The organism is Gammaproteobacteria bacterium (assembly GCA_013214945.1).
Lineage (GTDB): Bacteria > Pseudomonadota > Gammaproteobacteria > Enterobacterales > Psychrobiaceae > Psychrobium.
In genome coordinates, this window is sequence record JABSRT010000034.1 from 1 (window position 1) to 25,163 (window position 25,163).

Annotated in this window: 22 protein-coding genes; 11 read left to right on the top strand and 11 right to left on the bottom strand. The window is 43.7% G+C overall.

Annotated features, from left to right (window positions below; genetic code table 11):
- Positions 1-1,198 precede the first annotated feature (1,198 nt).
- Positions 1,199-2,491: an L-fucose:H+ symporter permease gene (gene fucP, locus HRU23_18785; GenBank protein NRA56192.1), complete on the bottom strand. Its 1,293-nt coding sequence runs from the start codon at positions 2,489-2,491 to the stop codon at positions 1,199-1,201.
- A gap of 198 nt (positions 2,492-2,689) precedes the next feature.
- Between fucP and HRU23_18790 the strand changes: the two genes are divergently transcribed.
- Entirely contained in the window at positions 2,690-3,904 is a 1,215-nt protein-coding gene (locus HRU23_18790) for an ROK family transcriptional regulator (protein ID NRA56193.1), read from the top strand.
- 28 nt (positions 3,905-3,932) lie between these two features.
- Here the strand turns inward: HRU23_18790 and HRU23_18795 are convergent, their stop codons facing one another.
- From HRU23_18795 to HRU23_18820, 6 genes are all read right to left on the bottom strand, one after another.
- Complete coding sequence (locus HRU23_18795) at positions 3,933-4,880, bottom strand: hypothetical protein (protein NRA56194.1); 948 nt, start codon at positions 4,878-4,880, stop codon at positions 3,933-3,935.
- Positions 4,881-4,891: 11 nt separating this feature from the next.
- Positions 4,892-6,061, bottom strand: coding sequence for a glycosyltransferase family 4 protein (locus HRU23_18800; protein ID NRA56195.1), 1,170 nt, complete (start codon positions 6,059-6,061; stop codon positions 4,892-4,894).
- A gap of 8 nt (positions 6,062-6,069) precedes the next feature.
- The gene (locus HRU23_18805) at positions 6,070-6,495 is read right to left on the bottom strand and encodes a hypothetical protein (GenBank protein ID NRA56196.1); all 426 of its coding nucleotides are present in this window, start codon (positions 6,493-6,495) and stop codon (positions 6,070-6,072) included.
- A complete protein-coding gene (locus HRU23_18810; GenBank protein ID NRA56197.1) occupies positions 6,492-7,328 on the bottom strand; it encodes a hypothetical protein in 837 nt (278 codons plus the stop codon). The genes HRU23_18805 and HRU23_18810 overlap by 4 nt, the downstream gene beginning before the upstream one ends.
- Before the next feature lie 72 nt (positions 7,329-7,400).
- Entirely contained in the window at positions 7,401-8,600 is a 1,200-nt protein-coding gene (locus HRU23_18815; GenBank protein ID NRA56198.1) for a glycosyltransferase family 4 protein, read from the bottom strand.
- Between the two features lie 152 nt (positions 8,601-8,752).
- The gene (locus HRU23_18820) at positions 8,753-9,868 is read right to left on the bottom strand and encodes a GAF domain-containing sensor histidine kinase (protein ID NRA56199.1); all 1,116 of its coding nucleotides are present in this window, start codon (positions 9,866-9,868) and stop codon (positions 8,753-8,755) included.
- Between the two features lie 434 nt (positions 9,869-10,302).
- Here HRU23_18820 and HRU23_18825 point away from each other — a divergent pair, with 434 nt between their 5' ends.
- The 4 genes from HRU23_18825 to pip all read left to right on the top strand — a co-directional run bounded on the left by HRU23_18825 (position 10,303) and on the right by pip (position 14,285).
- The gene (locus HRU23_18825; protein NRA56200.1) at positions 10,303-11,322 is read left to right on the top strand and encodes an ABC transporter substrate-binding protein; all 1,020 of its coding nucleotides are present in this window, start codon (positions 10,303-10,305) and stop codon (positions 11,320-11,322) included.
- A 143-nt stretch (positions 11,323-11,465) separates the two neighbouring features.
- Positions 11,466-12,182, top strand: a complete 717-nt coding sequence (locus HRU23_18830; GenBank protein ID NRA56201.1) for an ABC transporter permease subunit — start codon at positions 11,466-11,468, stop codon at positions 12,180-12,182.
- A complete protein-coding gene (locus HRU23_18835) occupies positions 12,175-12,918 on the top strand; it encodes an ABC transporter ATP-binding protein (GenBank protein NRA56202.1) in 744 nt (247 codons plus the stop codon). The genes HRU23_18830 and HRU23_18835 overlap by 8 nt, the downstream gene beginning before the upstream one ends.
- A 347-nt stretch (positions 12,919-13,265) precedes the next feature.
- On the top strand, positions 13,266-14,285 hold the full coding sequence (gene pip, locus HRU23_18840) for a prolyl aminopeptidase (protein ID NRA56203.1): 1,020 nt from the start codon (positions 13,266-13,268) through the stop codon (positions 14,283-14,285).
- 14 nt (positions 14,286-14,299) lie between these two features.
- Here the strand turns inward: pip and HRU23_18845 are convergent, their stop codons facing one another.
- From HRU23_18845 to HRU23_18860, 4 genes are read right to left on the bottom strand one after another with little or no spacing between them, the layout of a single operon-like run.
- On the bottom strand, positions 14,300-15,100 hold the full coding sequence (locus tag HRU23_18845; GenBank protein NRA56204.1) for an ABC transporter permease: 801 nt from the start codon (positions 15,098-15,100) through the stop codon (positions 14,300-14,302).
- Positions 15,090-15,863 carry an ATP-binding cassette domain-containing protein gene (locus HRU23_18850; GenBank protein ID NRA56205.1) on the bottom strand — a complete coding sequence of 258 codons (774 nt, stop codon included), beginning with the start codon at positions 15,861-15,863 and terminating at the stop codon, positions 15,090-15,092. The genes HRU23_18845 and HRU23_18850 overlap by 11 nt, the downstream gene beginning before the upstream one ends.
- On the bottom strand, positions 15,835-16,839 hold the full coding sequence (locus HRU23_18855; protein ID NRA56206.1) for a PQQ-dependent catabolism-associated beta-propeller protein: 1,005 nt from the start codon (positions 16,837-16,839) through the stop codon (positions 15,835-15,837). Before HRU23_18855 ends, HRU23_18850 begins: the two co-directional genes overlap by 29 nt.
- Before the next feature lie 3 nt (positions 16,840-16,842).
- Positions 16,843-18,012, bottom strand: coding sequence for an ABC transporter substrate-binding protein (locus HRU23_18860; protein NRA56207.1), 1,170 nt, complete (start codon positions 18,010-18,012; stop codon positions 16,843-16,845).
- 255 nt (positions 18,013-18,267) lie between these two features.
- Here HRU23_18860 and pedF point away from each other — a divergent pair, with 255 nt between their 5' ends.
- From pedF to pqqB, 6 genes are all read left to right on the top strand, one after another.
- The gene (pedF, locus tag HRU23_18865; protein NRA56208.1) at positions 18,268-18,705 is read left to right on the top strand and encodes a cytochrome c-550 PedF; all 438 of its coding nucleotides are present in this window, start codon (positions 18,268-18,270) and stop codon (positions 18,703-18,705) included.
- Positions 18,705-19,592 carry a transporter substrate-binding domain-containing protein gene (locus tag HRU23_18870; GenBank protein ID NRA56209.1) on the top strand — a complete coding sequence of 296 codons (888 nt, stop codon included), beginning with the start codon at positions 18,705-18,707 and terminating at the stop codon, positions 19,590-19,592. Before pedF ends, HRU23_18870 begins: the two co-directional genes overlap by 1 nt.
- Positions 19,593-19,868: 276 nt before the next feature.
- The gene (locus tag HRU23_18875; protein ID NRA56210.1) at positions 19,869-21,632 is read left to right on the top strand and encodes a PQQ-dependent methanol/ethanol family dehydrogenase; all 1,764 of its coding nucleotides are present in this window, start codon (positions 19,869-19,871) and stop codon (positions 21,630-21,632) included.
- 180 nt (positions 21,633-21,812) lie between these two features.
- Positions 21,813-23,912, top strand: a complete 2,100-nt coding sequence (locus tag HRU23_18880) for a 4Fe-4S binding protein (GenBank protein ID NRA56211.1) — start codon at positions 21,813-21,815, stop codon at positions 23,910-23,912.
- Positions 23,913-24,018: 106 nt separating this feature from the next.
- Entirely contained in the window at positions 24,019-24,090 is a 72-nt protein-coding gene (gene pqqA / locus HRU23_18885; protein NRA56212.1) for a pyrroloquinoline quinone precursor peptide PqqA, read from the top strand.
- 90 nt (positions 24,091-24,180) lie between these two features.
- A complete protein-coding gene (gene pqqB / locus HRU23_18890; protein ID NRA56213.1) occupies positions 24,181-25,143 on the top strand; it encodes a pyrroloquinoline quinone biosynthesis protein PqqB in 963 nt (320 codons plus the stop codon).
- Positions 25,144-25,163 lie beyond the last annotated feature (20 nt).

A 25,163-nucleotide genomic window follows, 5' to 3' on the forward strand; every position in this document is an offset into this window, starting at 1 on the left:
GTGAAATAGTTTGAGTCATATACGCTCCCTTTACATAAGCCGCATTAGATCACAAAATTAACGGAATTGGTATAAAATAAAGTCGAAGCCACGGAAAGAGCGACTAAGCCATTGCCAGACTCATATTTAGAATGAAGCCCCAGTCGAAAGACTGGGGCTTTTTTCGTTTTAAGCCTATAAAGAATGCTAGCGGGCGTGCGTCGCTAGCGGAGTACAATTGATAAGATTAATCGTCGACGACGTAGTCGTTGCGAGAGTTAGCTCGCAGCCACGAACGGATCGGTTTAGCGCTAAAACAAAGTCGAAGCCACGGAAAGAGCGACTTAGCCACCGCTCTAACACATCCTGTGTTCGTGGCATTCGTGCATCTTGGTAATTGCTCCTGCATTACCCTAATTACGCCCATCCTTGGGCTAATGCAATGCTCTACTACCGACATCCATGTCGGCATGTCGACGACGAAGTCGCCTCGAAGCAACCATAGCGAATCGGCACCATCTAGATAGCTTGACTTTCCTTGGCCCGCGGGACCAAGGGGCTCAAGTTATCGCCCATTCCGAGCTCAGTAGTGAAACGATTTAGCGCCGAGACAGCGCCTGTCGCTCACGAAGTCAGTGCAATAGAGTTATGGTGTGTGTTGTTGGTACAGCGGAAGTGTGGGGTCTCCCCAGCTTAGTTGATGCCACGGACTTTAAAGCGTGCCGTCGCTGACGAAGTCAGTGCAACAGGATTAATGGGTTGATGGCTAGCGTGATCAGCCATTGCCAATCACTTATTTAGAATAACGCCCCAGCAGAAATGCTGGGGCTTTTTTCGTTTGTGCGCTATAAAAATTAGCAAGTCGATGGGCCACCGTCGCAAGCGTAGTACAAAAGGTAAGATTAATCGTCGACGACGTAGTCGTTGCGAGATCTAGCTCGCAGCAACGAACGGATCGGTTTAGTGTTGGATACTGCTCGTAACCACAGCCAGAATGACTAAGCCATTGCCAATCATCTATTTCGGATTAAGGTTTAAATATTAGACATTGCAAAGTGTGTATTGGCCGTTGGCGCTTTTAAAGATGCTAGGCAGCTATGTAATTTGAGAAGAGGCATTCGAATACGAAATGGTTAACAGAGGGGTATGTGTAATGTTTTGTTTATTATTAAATACATGCCATTACGATAACGTAACGGCATGTTGCGAGTATAAACGGTTAAGCACTAGCAAATTGACTCTGGCGATCGAAAGATCTCAAATCGAGCATTGCATAGGCACCTACGACAGCAAAACACAGCGCCGGTACAATATATGAAATCGCAGTACCGTAATTGTCAATAATTGCTCCCTGCAGCATTGGCATTAATGCGCCACCTAAGATTGCCATTACTAAGCCAGCAGCACCAAATTTAGTGTCTTCACCTAAGCCATGTAATGAAATGGCGTAAATAGTAGGAAACATTAATGATAAACATGCAGAAACAGCAACTAATGCCCAGACACCCGAAACATCAGGTACCAGTGCAGCATAAGTACATAACAGTATTGCGGTTGTGCTCATTGCAGCAAGTAATTTAGATGCCCGCATAAAGCCCATCAACCAAGTCATGGCAAAGCGCGAAATCAAGAAGGTAATCATGCTGTATTGTAATACTTGACCACCTGCGACTTCATCAGTCGACATCGCTTCCATTACGTATTGAATGGTAAAAGTCCAAACACAGGTTTGCGCCGCAACATTGAAAAATTGTGCGATAACCCCAAAACGGTAATGCTTGTTACTGGCTAAACGTTTGATGGTCGCTCTAAAATTGACTTTACGATCAGGCGTAGACGATGTGGTTTCAACCGGCGTTTTGGTCCATGCTATCGCGAACCAAATCAACACCAATACACAGGCCATTCCAACATAAGGGGTCATTACAGCATCAAGTTCAGCGGTTTGTATCGCACTTAATTGCTCTTGCGTCATTGCCAAACGCTCTTGCGCTGATGCCGCATTAAGGTTGGGTAAGATTAACGTTGCTGCCAAAAATACCCCGATGTTAGTGCCAACGGGATTAAATGCTTGCGCTAAATTTAGGCGTCTTGCAGCGTTGTTATTTGGGCCCATTGCCATGACATAAGGATTGGCCGATGTTTCTAAAATTGATAAGCCGGCGGCCAGCACGAACAATGCGCCGAGGAAATAACCGAAAGTCATTGATTGACTCGCAGGGTAAAACAAAAACGCACCAGCGGCGGCAAAGCCTAGACCAGTTAACACACCCGTTTTATAAGAAAAGCGTTTATTAATAAACGCTGCTGGTAAAGCTAAGCAAAAATAGGCGCCGTAGTAACAAAATTGAACCAGCGACGATTGTAAATTAGTCATGGTAAATATTTTACTAAAGACCTTTACCAGTGGGTCAGTCATATTAGCTGCCGTGCCCCAAGCAGCGAAACAAAGGGTGAGCAAAACAAAAGGTAACAGCATTCCCTTTGAGATTAGTGGTGTGTTTTTCATCATTTCTCTCTAATTATCATTGTTATATTCGCGGATAATTTAAACAACCCGTCGACCGCTGTCAATAAATCAATTAAATTTATTTATTGATTTCATTACCCAAGATCATTTTTTGTTGTGAGTTATGTGATATTTTGTTGCCAATGTTACTTGTCGGTGAAAATCAACAAGTTGTCTCTCCCCAATAATTGCTAGGTAAAAATGAACATTGATAATAACTTTACAGTGAAAAGTCCAGCCCAAGCATCCTTAGCCAAAATGAAAGAGGGCCGAAGTCAATCAGGCTTGCGTGCGTATAACGAACGCAAAATTATGTCGGTAATTAGAGCGGTCGGCGAAGCGCCTAAATCAGAAATATCGAAAATTACAGGGTTATCTGCCCAAGCTGCCACGGTGATTATCAAGAGCCTCGAAGCTGAACAACTGGTGATTAGAAAAGAGCCACAACGAGGGCGAGTTGGTCAACCGCTAGTGCCGTTTGCGTTGAATCCCGATGGCGCCTTTGGCATAGGTTTAACAATAGGGCGTCGTAGTTTTGAAATGACCCTAATAGATTTCTTAGGCAATGTGAGAGCAAGTTTGCATGAAAATTTTGCCTATCCTAAAGTTGATGATCTCGTTGTTTTTATCGAAAAAGGGATTTCAGCGCTGACGCTTAGTTTACCGAATGAACTAAGCGCCAAGATCAAAGGCATTGGCATTGCGACACCGAATGAAATCTGGCATTGGGCCGAAGAATCTGGCGCGCCTTCAGCGGTGCTAGGTCAGTGGAAAGAATTTGATTTTATCGAGGAAATCGGCCAAATAAGTGATTTGCCCGTTTACGTTTGCAACGATGATACTGCGGCATGCTCCGCAGAACTTAGTTTTGGTAATCCGACCGGAGTTAGTGATTTTCTGTATATATTTATCGGAACATTCATTGGTGGAGGTCTGGTGATTAATGGCCAATTACTGGCTGGGAAAAAGGGCAACGCGGGTGCAATTGGCTCGCTACCTTTGCCTTCAATTGCTACAGACGGCACGCTTAAATCGCAGCAATTGATCATGAAATCATCGATTCACATATTAGAAAAAATGCTGGCTGACGCTGGTCATAATACTGACGTCATTAGTGGCGATTATCAGTCTTGGGGCGATTTAGGTGAAGTGCTAGCGTTATGGATAGATAATGTCGCCCAAGGTTTGGCTTACGCCACCATATGCTCTTGCGCTATTTTCGACTTCGAGGCGGTGATTATTGATGGCGCGATCCCCGAGTCAGTACGTCAAAAGATCGTAGAGCGCACTAAGCAAATGGTCAACGAGTCCGATTTACGAGGCCTTTCACCTATCAACATCATTAGCGGTGTTATCGGTGGTAAAGCGCAATCGATAGGCAGTGCCAATTTACCCCTGCTGGCTAATTATTATTAGCTTAAGCTGGCGTACAAGTCATAACGAACTAACTAGCGCTATCCGCTGTTTTGAATCGCCGATAGCGCGCTGCCCGTAAATATTGATCATCAAAACGCCGATCAAACGGCAATATCCAGTGCTCAATATCAAGCTTTGATGTTTCGTTTAGGATGTTAAAACCGCCAGCGCTAACAATAATTTTTGCTCTAGTGAGATAATCAATCGCAGGGTAAACATTGATATGTAATAGATTGTCTTTAGTCGCTAAGGACTGGGGCAACTTGGGCGCAATTAATAGGATTGGCAAATCAATTGATTTTAGCCGTAGCCTGTCACTAGCGTACTGAACCAACAGTTCAATTTCTTGTGATTTTCCCGAATGAATCACCGCGCAATAATGTGCTGGTATCTCTTTAGCTAATTGCTGGTTAACGGCCCCTGCAACGTAGGCGCTGCTTAGCGATAATTGTTTGATAGTAAGTGAATGATTAACAAGGTAGGTGTGATGCTCTGGCGTTAACGGCTCAACTACATAGGTAATATCAAACTTATTATCTAGCTCAATGAAATCATTATAATTAGGCCACTTAATTAAACGCGCAATATTAACTAATTTAAGCTGTGGTAGCTGTTGTGATAACTCTTGGGTTAAGCCATTAAGTTCTCCCGCAATACCAACCGGAAAACAATCGATAATTAAATACTCAATCTGATGTAAGCCAAGCAGGGTAATGAGCCAGTGTAATTGCTCAGCTTTATTTTTAAAGGATTTAGGCGGATTAATGAGTTGGTGCGCGGACATTGCGTTAGCCAGTGGTGCATAGTGGCTCGTTGGCTCGGTTAAAAAGTGACTGCCAGTGATAATAGTGGCCGACTCAATCGCTAATTTATCACAAATTTTAAGTGCGCGTGACAGATGCCCTAAACCAGCGCCCATTGCATAATAGGCGACTTTAGCCGCTGCAAAATTGGGCGCTTGGTTGCTATAACTCATCACCGATAAGGTCATTGACCAGCAACGAGTTCTAGTTCTAGTTCTAGTTCTAGTTCTAGTTCTAGGTTAGCCTGTTCAGCTAACGCCAATTGATAGGATCGGCTTTCACGTTCAACCGTGTATTGCTCACTGATCATGGTTTGGCAGTTTGAGCCAAGCTGTTCAAGCGACTCGGGTGACATCTGGGCCAGTTGATATAAACACTGCCTTAGCTGGTGAGGGTCACCCGGTTCAAACAGTAGCGCGTCTTGACCATGGCTTAAAATATCTTTCATGCCGCCAGTATTAGCCGCTAAAATAGGTCGACCTAAACCACCACCTTCAAGTAATACGTTCGGCATACCATCATAAAAAGAGGGGATGGCTAAGCAATCACAACTTAGGTAATAAGGTATCAGTTGATGGCGTTCCAAAAATGGCACATGGGTATAACTTATTTTTGAGTCGCTGTGGTTAAGATGCTCAGTGATAGCGTCATCGAGATTTCCCACTAATAACAGATGAAACTGTTCACTCAAGCCAGAAATTTCGAGGTTTTCTAATAAAAACTTGCCACCCTTTTTCGCTTTTAAATCGCCGATCATGCCAAGCACGCGGCGGTTTGCTGGAAATTGAGCTCGAATTTGGTCACGGCGATTATTATATGATTTCATTGGTCGCCACAATGACAGATCTATGCCATTTGCAATCCAACTGACGTTAACTTCGGGAAACAGTCGTGCTATCTTGCGTACTTTATCTTGGCTCACGCAAATGACTTGCTGTGAGTTAGTATAAACATCCGCAATTAAAGGTCGGCGGCGACTGTCAAAGATCGCGGTATCAAAATCATTGCCACGCACCATAGTCACTAAGGGAATATCGAGCCAACTTGAATAATTTCTAGCGGCAATTAACGCGTAATGACTACCAAAAGCGACTACTTTGCTATATTGCGTTGTTTGTTGCTCTAGCCAATTCCACAGCATGTTCAGGCCATGGCTTGGTTGGTCGCTTAACTCCCAACTATAATCATGACCGATCACGGAATTTCCCTTGGTGCGCCGGCGAGACTTTTTTACTAAGTGAATAACATCAACCGCAATGTTATTAGCCCGTAAGCCACTGACTATTCTGTCGCAAGATTGCGCCATGCCACCTTGGTTGGGGTAGTAATTTTCGGTGATCCACAATATGGTCATTGTCAGTCCTAAGAATCGAAAAACACTTCATCTGGCGAATCCGCCAAATCGGAGATATTGCTCAGCTCAATATCAAAACTGCGCAAATCATACGCTTGATAGTACTGACCTAGATTTGTACCAAGATAAATGGCGCTGCCTTTGTGCTCTGTTAACAACTGATCGCGTTGTTGATAAGCCTTGATCAGATCAAGGTGAGTTTCAGATGCCGGCTCTGCTGACGACTGATGTTCGCTTGCCGACGCAGGTGTCAGCGCTTGGGCTTCACACTCAAGACAACGACTCAGTTTTTGAGGGAAGTGTTCAAAACATAACTGCCGCTCGCAGCTTGAACATTGTGCTTGGCTTGGTTTGCCGCAGTCATAAAGGGTAAAAAAACCGCGTTTGGCATCACAAGCTGGGCTCGTCATATTGTTGTCTGTATTGTCACTCATGTTGCCGCTCCTTGCGTCAGGTGTTGATATGGAACCCGCATTGTACTTAACATTTCTTTGGTATTGAGTTCACCGGTTGTACCGTCATATGATTGTTTTATAGTTTGTTTGTAGCAAATTTTATCCGCAGATTGGGTTAGTTTACCCAGCTCTTTTTTAAGTTTTAAATTAGCCTTGCTCAATTGATAAACCTTGGTGTCAAAGTTTAAATTAATCAGCGATTTACGTTTTAATTTATACTTTGTTTTGGTCTTTCCTCGCGGGTTTTGCCGCGTGCGTTTACGGATCACATCGTTGACTTTCCAAGTGAATTTGGTGCCATCTTTAAAAACCGTGCTTGCTTCGATAATGTTGAAACTATAAAAAATAGTTTTGGGTTTGGACTGTGGCAACTTAACGATTGCCTGTTTGACCAGTTCTTTATCAAAATTAAGTTTGAGGGTGATTTTTTGCCGATTACCAATTTCTAACGACAACACATTAATTAACGGGTACACCGTCTTGCGTAGGTTATCATTGACATCCTTTTTCTGGACTGAGCGATAGATAAGTCCAAGAATTACCAAGGGTACGAGTGCAATTGCTGGGATCAGAATAGTTTCAAACATAACTCCTATAAAGACACTGATGATTAACGCTACCAGAGAAAATGCTAACCATTTACCAACCGTATGAGCAATGGTGTCACAAAGCTGATCATAGCGGCAAATAGGCTCTAAAAATCGGATCCATTTATGGGCTGACATCGAGTCGCAGCAGCCCTTGTCTTTAATAAACTGCTGTTGTTCTTGGCTTAAATTATTATAGAGTTTACGCGGTTCGAATATATTCATTTGTTGTCCTTTTCAATAAATATTGGCTTAACTTTGATCTGATTACAGTTGGTCTACTTGAGTTGCGTTTACTTAACTTGTCACAGCAACCTGCTCGGTTAACAGCTTTTGGTATACCCCAGACAAGGTCTGACATGATTGTTGCCAAGTAAAATTTTCAGCTAAATGCTGCTGGCCCTTACGACCCATTTCTACTGCAACTTCAGGTTCTTCAAGTAAGCAGCGTACCGCCAAGGAAAATTCATGGTGGCGATCAGCGCGCACTAACTTGCCATGCACATTGTCGGCGATTAATTCTCGCACTACCGGCAAGTCACTGGCAACGACAGGCACGGCGGCCGCCATTGATTCTAGAATTTTTAACGGGCAACAGCCTTGCTCTCTATTGCGTGAGCAATCTGTTAACGGCGCTAAAGAAATAGTCGCATGTTGAACCCATGGCACCAGTTGCTCTTGCGTTAAGCCGAAATTCCAAATGATCCGATCGCTAATGCCTAACTTGTCGGCCATTTTTCTATATTTTTTTGCAATTCGATTGTGTTTTGAAACACACATCACCAGTTTAAGCTGCTCAAAATCAGCTAATAACGAAAAAGCACGCAGCAAATCTTCAATGCCTTGCCATTGCTGAATAGCGCCAAAATAAATCAGGTACTGCGCTGGGGCTTCAATAGGTTTGGGTTGCGGCTGGTTAATGTCAGCGCCGTTGACCACCACGGTTATTTTTTCGCGGGCAATGCCTTTGTTAACCAACATGTTAGCTGTGGCATGCGACGGCGTAATAATGGTGTCACAATGCTCTAGGCACAACATCTCTTGCGCCGCAATTTTGGCTAAGGTTGAGGGCGAAATATGCGGAAATGCATAGGGCAGCTCAATTGATGGCAGGGCATTTACTTCATAAACAGTTTTGTAATTAGCATTGGTGCTAGCGCGGTGGCTTAAAATCGGTAATCCGCCCCAGGGATCTCTAAAGTGACAAATCTTTAGTGAAGCGCTGCGTTGTTCTAAAACAGTGGATAATTGGTCACCATAGGCAATAGCACGTTGCAATAAATTCGGTACTTTTTGATTAAAGCGAATAAGCTCCATCGAATCTTGTCGTTGGTAATTACTTAATCCTTCGCCGCCTAAGGTATATAAACAGCCGCTGCCAGTATCATTAAATAACGTGCTGGCCATATGCTTGATATGTGTTGCCGCGCCCTTAGGGGCAGGAAACACATCAAAGGCGCTATATAGCGAGCTAGGGCTGAGTGAGTCTTGCGTCATGATGATAACTATAATCCATTATTTTTGGCTATTAAAACATGAGGCTATATAAAAGGCAATCAAGTGTGGATAGGCCAATCGCCAAGAAATCTAGCTTATTAATTGGACTTCTTAGTTAGTAATCAATTACTCATCGAGAGACTGTTTCAATCTTACATTGCTAACTTGGGTAAACTAATCACAAAATGGGCGCCAACATCAGTTTGCTGTAATTGAATGTCACCGTGTAACTGCTGGGTTAGAATGCGTTTTGCGACACTTAGGCCCAGACCGGCAAAGTCAGTTGCTTTATTTTTAGTGTAAAAAGGCGTAAATAAGTGGCGGTTTTGCTCTTTATTAATGCCCTGGCCATTATCGAAAAAGTGTAACTTAATATGTTGTTGATGATCGGTAACTGCAATCTCAATTTTGGGGTGTATTACGTCGCTTAAACCATGTTCAAGTGCATTTCGACAGAGAATGTCGAGCACCTGCTGTAGTAATATTGGCACCGTGAATACTTCAGCGGTAATGTTAGCAGGGCTGATTTTGTATTGAATTTGGCGGCGATGAAATTCGCCATGATAGCCTTGGAAAAAACGTTCGATTAACTGGTTTAGTGGATACATATTAAGTGGTGCTAGGTGCTCACTGGCCAGTAAATCTTGTAGGGTGCTCACTCTTTTGGCGGTAATATTTAGGTTCTTGCTTAATAACTCGATACTTTGTTTTATATTAGTGAGCTCGCTGGACAAGGTCGGTTTATCGAGTTGCTGCGTATCCATTTTATGACAAATATTATCTATGGTTGATGCTATGACACTAGCGGTGGTTATGCTAACACCTAACGGGGTATTAATTTGGTGTGATATGCCTCGAATAAGGTGCGCTTGTTCTTCTTGAGCTTGTTGTTTTTGTGCGAGAGTTTGTTGATGCAGTTGTTTTATTTGAATTTCAAAACTGAGTTTAATCGTTTCAAGCAACTCAATAGTGGTTTGAGAAAATTGGTGTTGTTTCGTATCGAGGATACACACCGTACCAAAAGGGCTGTTATCAACGCCCATGATTGGCATGCCTAAATAAGCCACCATATTGAGCTTTAAATCGGGATTATTGTCCCATTCCGGGCTTAATAGGGCATTGGCAATATTAAGCGTCGACTCTGTCTTAATGACATGCTCGCAATATAGACCTGAGCCATCAAGGTATTCAGACTCACCAAGCGGGTAAGGGTTGGCTTGAACGGGATTCTTACTAAAAACCTTAATGTTATCTTGATCAACTTTCATGACTAAAGCAACTGGCACATTGGCCAGCTTTGCTACAACCGTTAGGGTTTTATTCCAACTTTCGATTAATTGGTCGTAATTAACGATAATTACCTCTGAGGTCAGGCTAACTAAGTTAGCAATATAATATAGCTTAACAAATGTTAGCTAACAATATTAGTAACTCAACTTATTTGCCACTCGCTAAAAGCTTACTCACAAAAACATACTCGCTTAACACAAGGTTTTATCAGTTTCACTATTTTATAGTTAGTGCCGCAATGCAATAACTGATACGCCGGGTAAATAATAACACCAGCTTATTTCTCATCATATAGTTGGATAAAATGTTCATCACATAGTCGCATAGCAGTGTTGAGGGCAATACCCTAGTATAAATATTCGAATAAACGGCAACAAAAGTAATATTTTGGTCAGTTAGGAGTTATGAAAACATGATTAAACAATTAATAACGTTAGTATTAATTCTATTTATACCATTTATTGCTAATGCCTCTCCTCAAGGTTCAATACTGGCCAACTCATTGCCTGAAGTTAATATTGGTGTCTTACAATATGGCACCGTTAACTGGGAAGTTGATGTAATAAAGCATCACCAATTAGATAAAAAATATAACTTCAATCTGAAAGTAATGAGAGTCGGCAATAAAAACGCCTCTTCAGTCGCCTTACAAAGTCAGGCCGTTGATATTATTCTTGGTGATTGGTTGTGGGTGACTCGCCAACGCTTTAATCAAAAAAATTACACGATTTTTCCCACTTCAATTGCCACTGGCGGACTTTATATAGCTCGCGATAGCAAGATTGACTCATTGCCTGCGCTTAAACAGTTAAAAGTTGGCATTGCTGGTGGCGCGGTTGATAAAAATTGGCTGTTACTGCAAGCCTATAGCCAAAAGAAATACGGCTTTGATATTAAGAATGAAACTGAGCCAACGTTTGCTACGCCGCCATTATTAAACCGGCTAATGTTGCGTGGCGATTTAGCCGCCGCCATTAATTTTTGGCACTACGGAGCACGATTAAAAGCGTCTGGCTATGAGCTATTAGTGAGCGTGCCTCAAATGCTAACCGAGCTCGGCATCGACAGTAACATTCCCTTGCTGGGTTGGATTTTTGACCAAGATTGGGCAGATCAACACTCAGACCAAATCACCGGCTTTTTACTCGCCTCGCTTGAAGCTAAGCAACTGCTTTATTCATCAGATTCAGAATGGCAACGGATCCGCGCTTTAACCAAAGCTGAAAATTCTGAGGTGTTTGAAAACTTAAAAAATGATTACCGCGCAGGGGTACTACGCCAATTTGGCTCAAAAGAGGTTGCTGCCAGTAAAAAAGTGTTTGAAATATTAGCGCAACAAGCTGGCAATTCGTTGGTCGGAAAAGCAAAAAACTTAAGCGAGGGCACATTCTGGCAAGATGATAAAGTAAGACACGCGGTTTTAATTGAGTGAGGGCCTTTTTGTCAAAAAGCTTGTTTAGGCCCAAAGATCAGCTAAACCAGCAGGCACTAGCGCAAGATCAAAGCCTCAAAAAGCAACCACAAGCGACTTTTTCTTACATCGGTTCGTCAGCCGTATTGATTCGAACTTTAGTGATGCTGGTTTTAATACTTGTATGGCAAACCACTGCTTGGTTTGTTGCCAGTCCTGATCTGCCTTCTTTCATTTTAGTGGTCGAGTCACTGAACTATCACTTAAGTGAAGGCGAGATGGTCGCTAACCTTAGCATTACCTTAGGGCGGGTATTAATAAGCTTTATCATTTCAATGATACTTGGGGTCATGATTGGGATCATCATGGGTACCCATCAATGGGTGAATAAACTGACCGACTCGCTGTTAATTATTGCGCTTAATATACCTGCGTTAGTGACCATTTTACTTTGCTACATCTGGTTTGGCTTGGTGGAAGCTGCGGCAATTACCGCGGTGGTTATTAATAAAATTCCGACCGTGGTGGTGATGATAAGAGAAGGCGCCAGAGTGGTCGATAAAGATTTATTAGCGGTGGCTAAAATTTATAAATTGTCGGCCAGTAAAACCTTTTTTAAAGTGTTTTTACCGCAGCTTTATCCCTTTATTATGGCCTCAGGGCGCGCTGGTTTGTCGCTCATTTGGAAAATCGTTTTAGTGGTTGAATTACTTGGTCGCAGCGACGGTGTAGGTTTTGCGTTAAATACGCTATTCCAGTTTTTTGATATTGCAGGGATCCTCGCTTATACCTTGGCTTTTATTGTGATTATATTTTTAGTCGAAGCGTTATTGTTCCGGCCGCTAGATCGCCTAATTGCGAGGGGCTCCGGTAATGATTGAACTGAACGTTGCGATTAACGATAAATACTACCCGAACAGCCCAGCAATGGTACTAAAACAGTTAGAGTTTAACGTCGCCCCGGGCGAATTTGTTGCAATTATCGGTCCTTCTGGTTGTGGCAAAACAACGCTGCTTAATATGATTAGCGGGCTAGAATCGTGTCAAAATCAGCAAATTTTTTGTAATGGTAAAGCCGTTAATGGCGCGAACGAACACCATGTCAGTTATATTTTTCAGCAGCCACGGTTAATGCCTTGGTTAACGGTGCGGGAAAATTTACAGCTGGTATTAAATTCCCCCCAAGTTTGCCAAATTGATACGCTATTACAGCAAGTCGGGCTAGCAGGCACTGGTGATTATTATCCTCACCAGTTATCAGGCGGCATGCAGCGGCGCGTTAGCATTGCTCGAGCGTTCGCTATTAATCCTGAATTGTTGCTGTTAGATGAGCCTTTTAACTCGCTAGATTTACCCACGGCGACCCGGTTAAGGTTATTATTAATAGAACTGTGCCAGCAGCGCAATACCACGGTTATTTTTGTGACTCATGATTTACGTGAAGCAATTTATCTGGCAGATCGGATTATTTTTATCAGCAACTCCCCAAGCACCATTATTCACCAAGCCGTTGTTGACTTACCACGCCCTAGAGATGAGTCTGGTGCGCAAGAGCTTGAATGGCAGGCAAACCTAATGGCTAAATACCCCAACTTACTTGCTGGCAGTGTCGGCTAAGTAAGTTGTTATAAATAGCGAGATACCTGAGTCAAAATGATAATCGCTATGCTCGTAATTAATTAAAAGGGTTGGTATTTGATAAAGCAAGCTTGAGCAGCATGTTATTACAAGGATGTAATATATTAGAGCAATGCATTTAGGCCATGGACGGGCGTAATTAGAGTAACGCAGGAGCGGTTACCGAGGAGCAATTGCCGAGATGCTGCTCCAGAGCCCCGAACGAAGGTAGAACCCTGATGCCATTGGCATCAGGAAGTCCGCCGAAGTAGCGATGGGTTTACGGCGACTTGCTGTTCTAATGGCAACACTTTAGTACAACTTAGCCAACGATAATGGATAGCGAAATGCATGAACTTTACCCTGATATTGAGCCTTTTTTTTCGGAGCATATGCTTGCCGACTCACTAAACCCCGATGGCATTCATCAAATATACGTTGAGCAATGTGGCAATCCATCGGGTATTCCGGTGGTGTTTTTGCACGGCGGGCCGGGTTCTGGATGTCGCGCGCAGCATCGGTGTTATTTTGATCCTGAAATTTATCACATAATTTTGTTTGACCAACGTGGCTGCGGGCGTTCACGCCCATCTGGCGAATTAGCCAATAATACAATTCAAGCGCTGATCCTCGATATGGAGCAAATTCGTCAGCAGCTCGATATAAACAGCTGGATGCTGTTTGGTGGTTCGTGGGGCGCAACGCTTGGTCTGTATTATGCTCAGCATTACCCAAGCCGCGTGACCAGCATGATATTGCGCGGGGTCTTTTTGGGGCGACCGCAAGACATTGACTGGGTATATACCGCCAATGGCGCGGCTAAATTATTTCCTGAAGCGTGGCAGCAGTTAGTTAAACCGCTGCCATTAGCAGAGCAGGCGGCGCCATTGCAGTGCCTTTATCGTCAGCTCACTGGTGATAATGCCAAGCTTAGTGCGGATGTTTTTAGCCAGTTGCAATATTGGGAGTCAAGCATCGTGATGTTAAGGGATTATCACTATAGCGCGGGTTCTGTTACTGGTACTGGTACTGGGATTAGTGCTGAAAACAGCTCGATAGCCCCGGCAATAATTCAACTTCATTATTCATTAAATCACTGCTTTATTGCTGATCAGCCGTTACTAGATAACCTTGAGCCTATTGGCGACATTCCGACACAATTAATCCACGGCCGTTATGATCTGGTTTGCCCTGTCGAGCAATCATGGCTGTTATCGCAGCGGTGGCCGCAGGCCAACTTAAATATTGCCAACTTAAATATCGTTAACTTAAATATTGTACCGTTAGCAGGGCATGCTGCTAGTGAGCCAGCGTTGGTCGATGCGTTAATAGCAGCGACCATTGAGTTTGGCCAGATCCAAAAATGAAGCGATAGCCTTAGCTAATTACCACGTTTTAATTTAGCCCCTTTAAGTGGGCTAAAGCTTAACAATGCAATAATAATGACCAAGGTTGCAGTGGGGGTTAACCACAGTAACGCGTCGAAATTTACCTGTTGGTACAGCGCAAAACGTAACAACTCAACACAAAAAGTGAAAGGGTTGTACTGACAAAGCCAGTATAACCATAAACTCGCTTCCTGCATTTTCCATAATGGGTAGAGTGCGCTTGACAGAAAAAACAGCGGGAATATTACAAAGTTCATTACCCCAGCAAAATTCTCCAGTTGTTTAATCAGGTTCGACAACATTAATCCCAGTGCCCCGAGAAATAATGCGATAAAAAAAATCGCCGGAATTGCGCTTAAATATCCCAGTGGTTCAATGTCAACTTCAACGAATTTGGCGAGCAATAAAAAGATCACCACCTGAATTAACGACAAGATTGCCGTTGCCATCAATTTTGACATGAGCAAAAACCAGCGCGGAATAGGGCTCATTAATAAAACCTTCATGCTGCCCATCTCGCGATCATAAACCATAGACAACGAACTTTGCATGCCATTAAACAAGATGATCATGCAGCACAGCCCGGGCGTGATATAGGTTTGATAGGTAATATAAGTGCCATAGGGCTCCATAATAGCGACCCCCAATGCTGCCCTAAATCCCGCAGCAAAAACGACTAACCACAATAATGGCCTTATTAACGCGCTTAATAATCGGGTACGTTGCTGACAAAAACGCAATAATTCGCGCTGTAAAATACCACTAAAGCAGATCAGATAGGCGTTAAAAGGCATCATTAACTCCGCTAGCGGCAAGCTGATTAAATAATTGACTAAGACTGGTTACCTGATGCTCGTGACACAGCGCTGCGACTTGGCCGCTTATTTGCAATTGGCCCTGATTTAAAATCAGCACCTGGTCATCATCGTTAATCTCATCAAATAAATGGGTTGCCCACAGCACACAGACCTTATCAGATAACGCAATGGCTCTGATGTGGCTAATAAGCAGGCTACGACTGGCAGGGTCGAGCCCAACACTGGCTTCGTCTAACAATAATATTTTCGGCTGGTGGATCAGCGCCCGCACAATTTCGACTCGGCGACGATGCCCGCCATTGAGCGCTCGTACCTTGTCGTTAAGCCGATCGTTGAGCTCGAGTTTTTCTAACATTTGTTTGGCATTGGCCAAGGTTTTTTTTGCGCTAATGCCATGAAGCGCGCCGTGATAAACCAAGTTTTGTTTAACGCTTAAATCAAGATCTAAGGTCGACTGTTGAAAGACCACGCCAAATACTTTCATTGCATTTGCTGTCGCGCCAGCTAACCCGCTGTTAAGCGGATGGCCATTAATTAATATCTGGCCACTCGACGGTCGATACAAACTGGTTAGCAATGAAATTAGGGTGCTTTTGCCCGCGCCATTAGGGCCAAGCAACACATTAAAACCGGCCGCTAACTCAAAGTTAAGCCGGTCTAATGCTTTTTTGTTGCCATACAGAAAGCTTAAATCTTGAACTTTAATCACGTTATGTCTCTGATTTTTCCAAAATTGCAATGCCCCAAGGATAGCGGCCAACCTTGATAGATTTCAATACTTTATTGCGTTTTATATCAAGAACAGAAACATCGCCACTGACGCCGTTGGTGGTTAACAGGCGAGAATAGTCGTGATTAAATGCCAGTTGCCATACCCGTCGACCCACGAGAAAGTAATCACTGATGGCCATTTCGTCTGTGTCTATCACTGCAATGTGATTGGCAGGCCCTAGCGCAACATACAGTTTGCTGGCATCCTCATTAAATATAATGCCAACTGGCTGCACTCTGTCTCGGTGCACGCCGCGAATTTTAAATTGGAAGGTCTTGACAATTTTATGGGTCGCGACATCTATTTGCGCCACTGTGCTGCCAATTTCTGAGCTAACCCACAGCTGTTTACCATCGGGACTGAAAATTACCGAGCGTGGTCTGGCATCGACCAGCGTATTGGCAAAGATGCTATTGTCCTCGGTATTTATCCAGTGCACCATGTTAGTGGTTTCGGAGGTAACGACCACAATTTTTCCGTCGGGGCTAACCGCAAGGCCCTCGGGTTCAACACCGACATCGACTTGAGAAATTACCGTCCCTTTTTCAATATCAATAATGGTGAGCTGGGCATCGTCTTCGTTGGCGGTATAGATAATTTTACCGTTGGGGTGCAAGGCGATAGTTTCCGGATCTTCACCTGAGGGTAATTCACCGATGATTTGGTGCGTTTTTAAATCGAGGATTTGGACCGTATCAGATTCGCTGGCGCAGATATAAGCGAGGCTGCGATCGGCATTAAAAATAATGTCGCGTGGCCGTTGTCCAACGTCAATGCTATCTATTACTTCTAACGTGTCTAGATCAATAACTGAGATGTTATTGTCTTTCTCGTTAGTGACATAAGCCAGTTCGCTCGCCGCGAGTCCGGCAGAGCTACAAGTTAGTGTTGCCGCAAGCACGCTACCGGCAATTAGGTTTGATTTTCTCAGTTTAAATGTCATCAGTTATCCTTGGTTGATAGAGCATCCAGATCCCACTTGATCAAAGCCCAGCGTATCTAGTTCGTTTTTTGGATGGAGAAATCCAGGTTGTGGTGATTGTGATATTAATGCCGCGGGGTGAACCAGCGCTATCGGCATGCGCAGCTGACCGTTCCACTGCCTAAAGCTTAGTTTTCGACCAAGGTAGGCGGCTAAGTGCAGCTGGTCGCTGCGTAAATAATCGATAATACGGTTAGCCGTGAGCGGGGCAGCTTGTTTCGCCTCAGTTTGTTTGGCCGAATCTTGCGCCGCTTGCGCAATACTGGCCAACCGCTGAAAGCGATTTTGTAATTGAGCCGCGCCCCATTGCTCGATTGACCAGTGCCACGCTAATGGTTCTAATCCGGCCGAGCCAATCACCGGACGTGGCAAATAGGTATTAAACGGCAGGTATTGGGCAAAATCTTTAGCGCGATCGGCCACAAAAACCACATCGTAATCACTTGAAGTTTGAGTAAATAACGGCATTTCTTGGCTGGCACTGCGGCGTAAATCAGAATCAAATGCCCAAATTTTGTGGTCAATAATCTTGATGCCCAAGCGTTTGGCTGAGCGAGTGAATGCATCGACCAACGCAGTATCTTCTGGATATTGTCCCTGCACAATTAGCACCTTAGTAAAACGGCGATATAGCAACCATTGCGCTAGCGCATCTGCTCTCATCGCGTCACTAGGAATGGTATGGAGCATTGAGCTAGCACATTGTCCGGTTCGCAGTTGATCGGCAGCGTTGGCAATATTAAAAATGAGCACGGGCTTGTCTTGGGCCCAGTTATTAATCGCGATTAAAGTGACAGTATCAACGTCAACCACAAATAGCTGGTTGCCTAGCTGATATTGACTAATGATATTTTCAATAACTAGCTTCGAATCAGCACTGTCAAACTGAGTTAACTCAAAATGCTGATTAATAAACCTGCCGGTGGTGTTGGCATCTTTTATTGCGAGGCGCACACCCGCTAGGCCACTGTCTTGAGCAGGTTTTACCAGCGTTGAAAGTAGCGCTCGAACAGGAGGCTGTTGATGAACGTAATGAATAGCAATATTGGTCGCCTGAGCCATACCGTTAAGGCTTAGCATTAACGGTATGGCCAGTGTTAACCGGCGAATAAACTTCCTAAGATAATTAAACATTTACACTTCCAAATATCGTTTATTAGGGCCAAGCATACGGTGTCATGACTATTAAACCAAACTAATCAATAATCGGCCATTTTGTTAACTTACTGTATTTTATGGCTTTAGTCTTGGGTGGTGACGAAAATTCCTACTAAAGAATGACAACGTTGGAGCTAAAGTCTCATTCGGCTAGCACGATTTAATCTATACAATGAAATCAGTCAAAAAAACGGCCTAGGCTCAGGTCCATAATAAAAAAGTGAGTAATTGATGAAAAACTATAAGTTAAATTATGGCGTGTTATTTGGGGCAATGCTCACCACTTTTGGTGCTTTGGCTCATGGTGATGTTACTCCTCAAGCTTCGGATACCTCAAGTATTCCGCAACTTGGCGAAGAATGGGAAGAGCGTAATCCTTATCGTGAACAAGTTGGTGATACACGCAAAGAAATTATTAGAATTGGTGCCTCCGCCTATAACCAAAACTGCGCACGTTGTCATGGTCTTGAAGGTATATCGGGCGGCATTGCGCCTGATTTGCGGACCTTAGCAACCGATTTTGATGGTGATGAGTGGTTTGTGTATCGCGTACAAAATGGAGCAGTGCGTAATGGCGCGGTTTATATGCCAAAAATGGCTGATTATTTGAGCCAAGAAGCACTATGGTCAATTAGAACATGGCTTGAATCTGTTAGTGTCGAACAATAATGTTGCGATTAAAAAAACACCCCTTAGTTGCCCTAACACTGCTCTGTTGGCTCTTGCTGAGCCATCAGGCTACGGCGAGATCTTTTGACGACATCATCGAAAGCCAAGAGATTGTGGTGGCCGTTTATCGTGATTTTTTACCCTTTTCGACCAATGAAAATGGCATCGCAAGCGGTATCGATATTGATGTCGCAACCACAATTGCCAATAAACTTGGGGTTAAATTACGACTGCACTGGGTCAGCGCCGATGAAAATGTCGAAGGTGATTTAAGAAACAACCTATGGAAAGGTCACTTCTTAAATAGAACGGTGGCAGATCTGATGTTAAGAGTGCCATACGATCGAAAATATTCGCAACTGCGCGATGATATTGGCGAACTAGTACATGATCGCGTGCATATGTTCGGCCCTTACCATACTGAGTCATGGCAAATAATCTTTAATAGCAAAAAAATCGATGATGTCACGACAATGGCAATGTTCCAATATCATGATATTGGCGTTGAAATAGACAGCGTGCCCGATTTTTATCTTAGCACTGCTTTTGCTGGCCGGTTGCGCGAACGAGCTAAGCATTTTGCGAGCACTAAAGCGGCGGTTGATGCCATGGTCACCAGCAAGGTTGATGCGGCAATGGGCTTGCGCAGTCAAATAACACATTTTCAACAGCCATTAGGCGATCAATTTAAATTGGCGAGCAATGCCTTTCCAATGCTCGGACGTCAGCAATGGGACATTGGCATGGCGGTTCGAGATGAATATCGACAATTAGGCTATGCCGTTGGTGATGTCGTTACTGAAATGGTAAGTAACGGTGAAATGGCGGCTATTTTTAAGCGCCATCATACTTACTATCAAAAATCACAATATTACGATCCACAATAAGCTTGGTAATTTTCATGCCTTGCTGGACGTTTTTCATACTAATTGATGATGATATTCCATCCCGTGGTTGAATATTAATCATCCTAAATTGTGCACTAAACTAGTGAACCAAGAGAAAGTTGGCCTCGCTTGGTGATCATTAACCCAAATTTAGGTGAATGAAATGATCAACGTATTTTTAATTGAAGGCCCTAATGAGCAAAGTTTAATCCAAGGTAACGGGCGCACAGACGTCAATACCATTATTTTACAATGTAAGCCGGCGAGGAAAAACAAATGAAAAGAGCAGGTAAAAATAAATTAATTACGGTATCAGCCGCTGTGGCATTAGCATTCTCAGCAACAGCGAGTGCGAGTGTCACCAACGAAGATATCTTAAATGATCAGGCAACGACCCAAGACGTTGTGTCTTACGGTATGGGTTTAAAAGCTCAGCGATATAGTCCGCTTACGTTAATTAATACCGAGACGATTGAAGGGTTGCGACCAGTTTGGGGATTCTCTTTAGGTGGTGAAAAACAACGAGGCCAAGAGTCTCAGCCATTAATTAAAGATGGCGTGATGTTTATTACGGGTTCTTATTCGCGAGTCTATGCAATTGACGCCCTAACCGGTGACGAACTGTGGCAATACGACGCTCGCCTGCCAGATGGCATCATGCCATGTTGTGACGTGATAAACCGTGGCGTTGCCTTATATGATAATTTGGTTATTTTCGGTACGCTCGATGCCAAGCTTATTGCGTTGAATAAAGACACCGGCAAAGTGGTGTGGAAAAAGAAAGTAGAAGACTACAAAGCGGGTTACTCAATTACTGCCGCGCCAATTGTAGTTAAAGGCAAGGTTATTACGGGCATCTCTGGTGGCGAATTCGGGATTGTCGGTAAAGTAAGAGCTTATGATGCTAAAACCGGCAAGATCGCGTGGGAACGTCCAACCGTTGAAGGCCACATGGGTTACGTTTGGGAAAATGGCAAGAAAATTGAAGCCGGAATTTCAGGCGGCGCGCCGGGTAAAACTTGGCCCGGTGATTTATGGAAATCAGGCGGAGCAGCGCCTTGGTTAGGCGGTACTTATGATAGCGATGTTGACCTGTTGTTTTTTGGTACGGGTAACCCTGCACCCTGGAACTCACATCTACGCCCAGGTGATAACTATTTCTCATCATCTCGCTTAGCAATCAATCCAGACAACGGTAAAATAGTGTGGCACTTCCAGACTACACCACACGATGGTTGGGATTATGATGGCGTTAATGAACTCATACCATTTGACTACAAAGTTGATGGCAAAACAGTTAAAGCGGCAGCAACGGCCGATCGTAATGGTTTCTTCTATGTCTTAAATCGTGAAGATGGTGCCTTTATTCGTGGCTTCCCGTTTGTCGATAAGATCACTTGGGCTAAAGGGTTAGACAGCAAAGGCCGTCCTATTTATGATGACGCTGTTCGTCCTGGCAACCCTGCTGAAACTGCCGATGGTAAACAAGGCAACACCGTAGTTGCAATACCATCATTCTTAGGTGGTAAAAACTGGATGCCAATGGCGTACAGTAAAGATACCGAGCTCTTTTACGTGCCGTCAAATGAATGGCAAATGTCAATCTGGAACGAGCCAACGGCGTATAAGAAAGGGGCTGCCTATTTAGGAGCTGGTTTCACTATTAAGGCTAATCATGACGATTATATTGGCGTATTACGGGCGATCGATCCTAAAACAGGTGACGAAGTTTGGCGCTATAAAAACTATGCACCTCTGTGGGGTGGCGTCTTAACAACGGCTGGCAACTTGGTCTTTATGGGGAATCCTGAAGGTTATCTAATGGCCTTTGACGCTAAAACTGGTGACATTAAATACAAGTTTAATACCGGTTCCGGCATCGTCGGCACGCCAATTACGTGGGAAATGGGCGGCGAGCAATATGTGTCAGTGCTATCGGGCTGGGGCGGCGCAGTACCACTTTGGGGCGGCGAAGTAGCTAAACGGATCAAGAACTTTAATCAGGGCGGCATGGTTTGGACGTTTAAATTACCAATGTAAATCGTTATTAACACCTGCTTGTGAAGGCCTGCCTAATTTATAGGCTGGCCTTTTGCATGTTCAACATGAAAGTAGGGGCCTTTTAAGTAAGGGGCTTCAATACGACTGTCGTGTCGTAAAACTGCTGTTGATGATAACTAAACCCATTCAAAATTCAGCTTAGTCAAAAGCGATATTCCTATGATATTGAAACGCTTTCTAATCATTTTTTTACTATTTACTGGTAGCTATTCATTGTCAGCTCATGAAGATGCGACGCCAATCCCTAGTGATATTAAACAATTATTTCCCAGCGCCACTCGTGTTGGCAGCCTTGATGCGAAACTTGCAGTAACCCCAGTTTATCAATTGAGTGAGTTATTGGGTTATGTGTTCGAGTCAGATGATTTCACCCATTTTATTGGTTTTTCCGGTCAAACAATCAATGTGCTGATTGCACTTGATCCCCAAGGTATTTTGATCAATTTAAAAGTATTGAACCATCACGAACCAATCTTCTTACATGGGCTGGGTGAACAGCCGATGATCCGCTTTATTAAGCAATATCAGGGGCACTCGATCAAAGAGCGTTTTGTGATTGGCGCGCGCAGCAAAGACTCAAATGACAGTACCTATTTTGACGGAGTCACCAAGGCGACAGTGTCGGTATTTGTTCTTAATGACACCATTATTAGCTCGGCCTTGAAAGTGGCCCGCGTAATGTTAGACGGTTTTACAGCCAGCGCCAGCAGGGCTATTAAACAAGATTTTTTTGAGCCACTCGATTTAGCGCAGTTGGTTAGTCAGGGCTATATTTCGCACTGGCAGTTAAGCAAAGAGGCGGCGTTGCAACAGCGCCCTGAGCTCGAGTTAGTGCTCGACGATTTGGCCGACGATTTACCCTTTGTCGATATGTATCTGGCCTTTGTTAATATTCCGATAGTCGGGCGAAATTTACTCGGTGACGATGAATACCAGCGCCTGCTTAGCGACTTAAAACCAGGCGAGCATGCACTGATGTTTTTTAATCGGGGCAGCTACTCTTTTATCGACGATGAGTTTGTACCGCAAACCGTGCCATCGCGCTTAAAAGTCGCTCAGGGTGATTTTCCGGTCGACTTGCGTGATATCGATTTCTATAGCTATTACGACCCCTCATTTGCGCTAGATTTGTCACAATTTGAGCAAATTAAAATATTTCGGATTAAATCTCAATCGGGCTTTGAGTTAAGTCAAACGATAGATCTTTCGCTGGGCATCCGTTATAGCCAGTCCTTCTTATCTCAAAAACAGCATTGGTTTAATCTGCAACAAAGCCTGCCTGACCAGCTATTCGAACTCGCTGTTATTGAACAATCAACAGAGCCTCAACCATTATGGCAACGGATTTGGCTAGGCCGCCAACTAGAAATAGTGATTGTGGCGGCGTATTTGTTGCTGGTTTTAGCCTTATTTATTAAGCCGAGTCGCTGGGCCACTAATGCGTTGGTGATGGCTAAATTACGGTTATTTTCATTGCTCTTTGTGGTCGGTTTTATTGGCGTTTATGCGCAAGGCCAGCTGTCCGTAGTCAACATATATACCTTGTTACTGTCGCTAAAACAGGGTTTTAATCTTGAAGTGTTTTTACTTGATCCAATCATTTTTATTTTGTGGCTGGTGGTTTTTGTTAGCCTGTTTCTTTGGGGGCGTGGCTTGTTCTGTGGTTGGTTATGTCCCTTTGGCGCCATGCAAGAGCTGATTGCGATGGTCGCGGCTAAATTTAAAATTAAGCAAATTAGAATTAAACCAGCGCATCATAATCGGGCGCAAAAAATTAAGTATTTGTTATTAATTGGGCTGGTGGCCAGTGCGTTTTATTCATTAACCTTAGCGGAGCAATTAGCAGAAATTGAACCCTTTAAGACCTCGGTGACGTTACTTTTTGATCGCTACTGGCCGTTTGTGCTTTATGCCTTGGTGTTGTTAGGTCTAAGTTTGAAAATTCATAAATTTTATTGTCGTTATCTGTGCCCGCTTGGCGCGGGTTTGGCGATAATTGGGGCTTTTCCATTGCTAAAATGGATCCCCAGACGCGTTGAATGTGGTTCGCCTTGTCAGTTATGCCGCAATAAAAAGTGTGGTATCGACGCTATCAAACAAACGGGGGCAATTAATTACGGTGAGTGTATCGGTTGTTTTGAATGCGTCGTAACCATTGAAGATCCTGCCTTGTGCGTGATAAATAAATACGCCAACAAACAGCGAAAAACGGCAAGTGGCTGCAGTGCTAAGTCGAGCCCAGTGGTTATTTCATTATGATGGCGGAGCAGTTTCCATCTAAAGTAGGATGTTTTCGAGCCTGACAAATAAATATAGTAGAGAAGTCCAAGTGACAATCACAATGTTAATTACTCAGGAGAAATATATGTGGATTAAACCCGATTTTGAAGAAATGCGTTTAGGTTTTGAAGTAACACTCTATATCAGTAATAGATAGGCTGTTAATGACGAACGAGCTTATGCTGCCCTTGGTCACTGAACTGTTGTCACCGGGGCAACAATTTTCAACTTATTTATATAGGTAGCTATGAAAATATTAATCCTCGGCTCTGCTGCCGGCGGCGGATTTCCGCAATGGAACTGTCACTGTGCAAACTGTAAAGGACTACGTCAGGGTACAATCAAAGCGACACCGCGCACCCAATCATCGATTGCCGTCAGTGCAGATGGAAAAAATTGGGCGCTAATTAATGCCTCGCCAGACATTCGTCAGCAAATTAATCAATCACCGCAACTTTGGCCTGAACAAGGTTCTCGTGGCACCAATATTCGTGGTGCTATTCTTACCGACAGTCAAATTGATCACACCACCGGGCTATTAACATTGCGCGAAGGGCTGCCACTTGATGTTTACTGTACCGATGTAGTTTATGAAGACTTGTCGAGTGCTTATCCGTTGTTTAATTTGTTGGAACATTGGCATGGCGGACTCAACTTTAAGCAAATAGGCTCTGGCCTAATAGATTCGGGTTTAATAGATTCTGGTCTAACAGAGAATGAGCAAAGCCAATCTTTTCAAGTAACGGGCGTTGACGGCATCGAGTTTATTCCGGTAACCATCGAATCAAATGCACCACCGTATTCAAAGTATCGTGATCAGGTTGTCGCGGGCAATAACATTGGGCTTAAAATTGTCGATTTGGCCACTGGAAAATATCTGTTTTATTTGCCGGGAATTGTCGAAAGCACCCCTGAAGTTGAGCACATTTTATCAGAAGCCAGTTGCGTGTTAATTGATGGCACATTATGGCTCGACGACGAAATGATCGCCCAAGGTGTCGGCACTAAACTGGGATCTGAAATGGGCCACATGCCTGTAAACGGCGATTTCGGCACCGTGGCATTACTGAATAAGTTTGATATTGACCGAAAAATCCTTATTCACATCAACAACACCAATCCAATTTTAAATGAGCAATCGCCGCAGCACCAATTTGTGTTGGACAACGGGGTTGAAATTGCGGTTGATGGCATGGAAATTACGATTTAACACCGAGCAATAAATAACAA

Bases quoted from the DNA above. Each gene is read 5' to 3' on its own strand.
- fucP (NRA56192.1), bottom strand. From the start codon at position 2,491: ATGATGAAAAACACACCACTAATCTCAAAGGGAATGCTGTTACCTTTT.
- HRU23_18790 (NRA56193.1), top strand. From the start codon at position 2,690: ATGAACATTGATAATAACTTTACAGTGAAAAGTCCAGCCCAAGCATCC.
- HRU23_18795 (NRA56194.1), bottom strand. From the start codon at position 4,880: ATGAGTTATAGCAACCAAGCGCCCAATTTTGCAGCGGCTAAAGTCGCC.
- HRU23_18800 (NRA56195.1), bottom strand. From the start codon at position 6,061: ATGACCATATTGTGGATCACCGAAAATTACTACCCCAACCAAGGTGGC.
- HRU23_18805 (NRA56196.1), bottom strand. From the start codon at position 6,495: ATGAGTGACAATACAGACAACAATATGACGAGCCCAGCTTGTGATGCC.
- HRU23_18810 (NRA56197.1), bottom strand. From the start codon at position 7,328: ATGAATATATTCGAACCGCGTAAACTCTATAATAATTTAAGCCAAGAA.
- HRU23_18815 (NRA56198.1), bottom strand. From the start codon at position 8,600: ATGACGCAAGACTCACTCAGCCCTAGCTCGCTATATAGCGCCTTTGAT.
- HRU23_18820 (NRA56199.1), bottom strand. From the start codon at position 9,868: ATGAAAGTTGATCAAGATAACATTAAGGTTTTTAGTAAGAATCCCGTT.
- HRU23_18825 (NRA56200.1), top strand. From the start codon at position 10,303: ATGATTAAACAATTAATAACGTTAGTATTAATTCTATTTATACCATTT.
- HRU23_18830 (NRA56201.1), top strand. From the start codon at position 11,466: ATGCTGGTTTTAATACTTGTATGGCAAACCACTGCTTGGTTTGTTGCC.
- HRU23_18835 (NRA56202.1), top strand. From the start codon at position 12,175: ATGATTGAACTGAACGTTGCGATTAACGATAAATACTACCCGAACAGC.
- pip (NRA56203.1), top strand. From the start codon at position 13,266: ATGCATGAACTTTACCCTGATATTGAGCCTTTTTTTTCGGAGCATATG.
- HRU23_18845 (NRA56204.1), bottom strand. From the start codon at position 15,100: ATGCCTTTTAACGCCTATCTGATCTGCTTTAGTGGTATTTTACAGCGC.
- HRU23_18855 (NRA56206.1), bottom strand. From the start codon at position 16,839: ATGACATTTAAACTGAGAAAATCAAACCTAATTGCCGGTAGCGTGCTT.
- HRU23_18860 (NRA56207.1), bottom strand. From the start codon at position 18,012: ATGTTTAATTATCTTAGGAAGTTTATTCGCCGGTTAACACTGGCCATA.
- pedF (NRA56208.1), top strand. From the start codon at position 18,268: ATGAAAAACTATAAGTTAAATTATGGCGTGTTATTTGGGGCAATGCTC.
- HRU23_18870 (NRA56209.1), top strand. From the start codon at position 18,705: ATGTTGCGATTAAAAAAACACCCCTTAGTTGCCCTAACACTGCTCTGT.
- HRU23_18875 (NRA56210.1), top strand. From the start codon at position 19,869: ATGAAAAGAGCAGGTAAAAATAAATTAATTACGGTATCAGCCGCTGTG.
- HRU23_18880 (NRA56211.1), top strand. From the start codon at position 21,813: ATGATATTGAAACGCTTTCTAATCATTTTTTTACTATTTACTGGTAGC.
- pqqB (NRA56213.1), top strand. From the start codon at position 24,181: ATGAAAATATTAATCCTCGGCTCTGCTGCCGGCGGCGGATTTCCGCAA.